This window comes from Flavobacterium koreense, from assembly GCF_054776075.1.
On sequence record NZ_BAAHCF010000036.1, the window covers coordinates 1 to 726 of the forward strand.

Consider the following 726-nt stretch of genomic DNA (forward strand, 5'->3'; position numbering starts at 1 on the left):
CTCAAGGAACTTACACTGTGACTTGGACTTATAATGATGGTAACGGAAATACTTCAACTCAAACTCAATCTGTAGTTGTTGACGATACTATTGCTCCTATAGCAAACGTAGCCTCTTTACCAACTGTAACTGGTCAATGTTCTGCTACTGTAACTGCTCCTACTGCAACTGATGCATGTACTGGAACTATTACTGGTACTACAACTGATGCTTTAACATACAATGCTCAAGGAACTTATACTGTGACTTGGACTTATAATGACGGTAACGGAAATACTTCAACTCAAACTCAATCTGTAGTTGTTACAAATGGTGGAACAATTATCACATTCTACCAAGATATTGATGGTGATACTTTTGGTAATCCTGCTTTAACTACTCAAGCATGTACACAACCTGTTGGATATGTTTTAAACAATACAGATTGTAATGATAACGAAATACAATATTTAGATGCTGACAACGATGGTTTCGGTTCTTCAACAATTGTAGCTTGTGGTGTTGCTAACAATACAGATTGTAATGATAACAACAATACTCAAAATGTTTTAATTACATTCTACCAAGATATTGATGGTGATACATTTGGTAATCCTTCAGTTTCTACTCAAGCATGTTCGCAACCTGTTGGTTATGTTTTGGATAATACAGATTGTAATGATAACGAAATACAATATTTAGATGCTGACAACGATGGTTTCGGTTCTACAACAATTGTAGCTTGTG

Annotated in this window: 1 protein-coding gene; it reads left to right on the forward strand. The window is 35.3% G+C overall.

All coding sequences use genetic code 11. From position 1 onward, the window contains the following. Positions 1-726 (forward strand): HYR-like domain-containing protein (locus ACYU7A_RS13380; protein WP_460577326.1); only part of this gene is annotated, 726 nt, incomplete at both ends.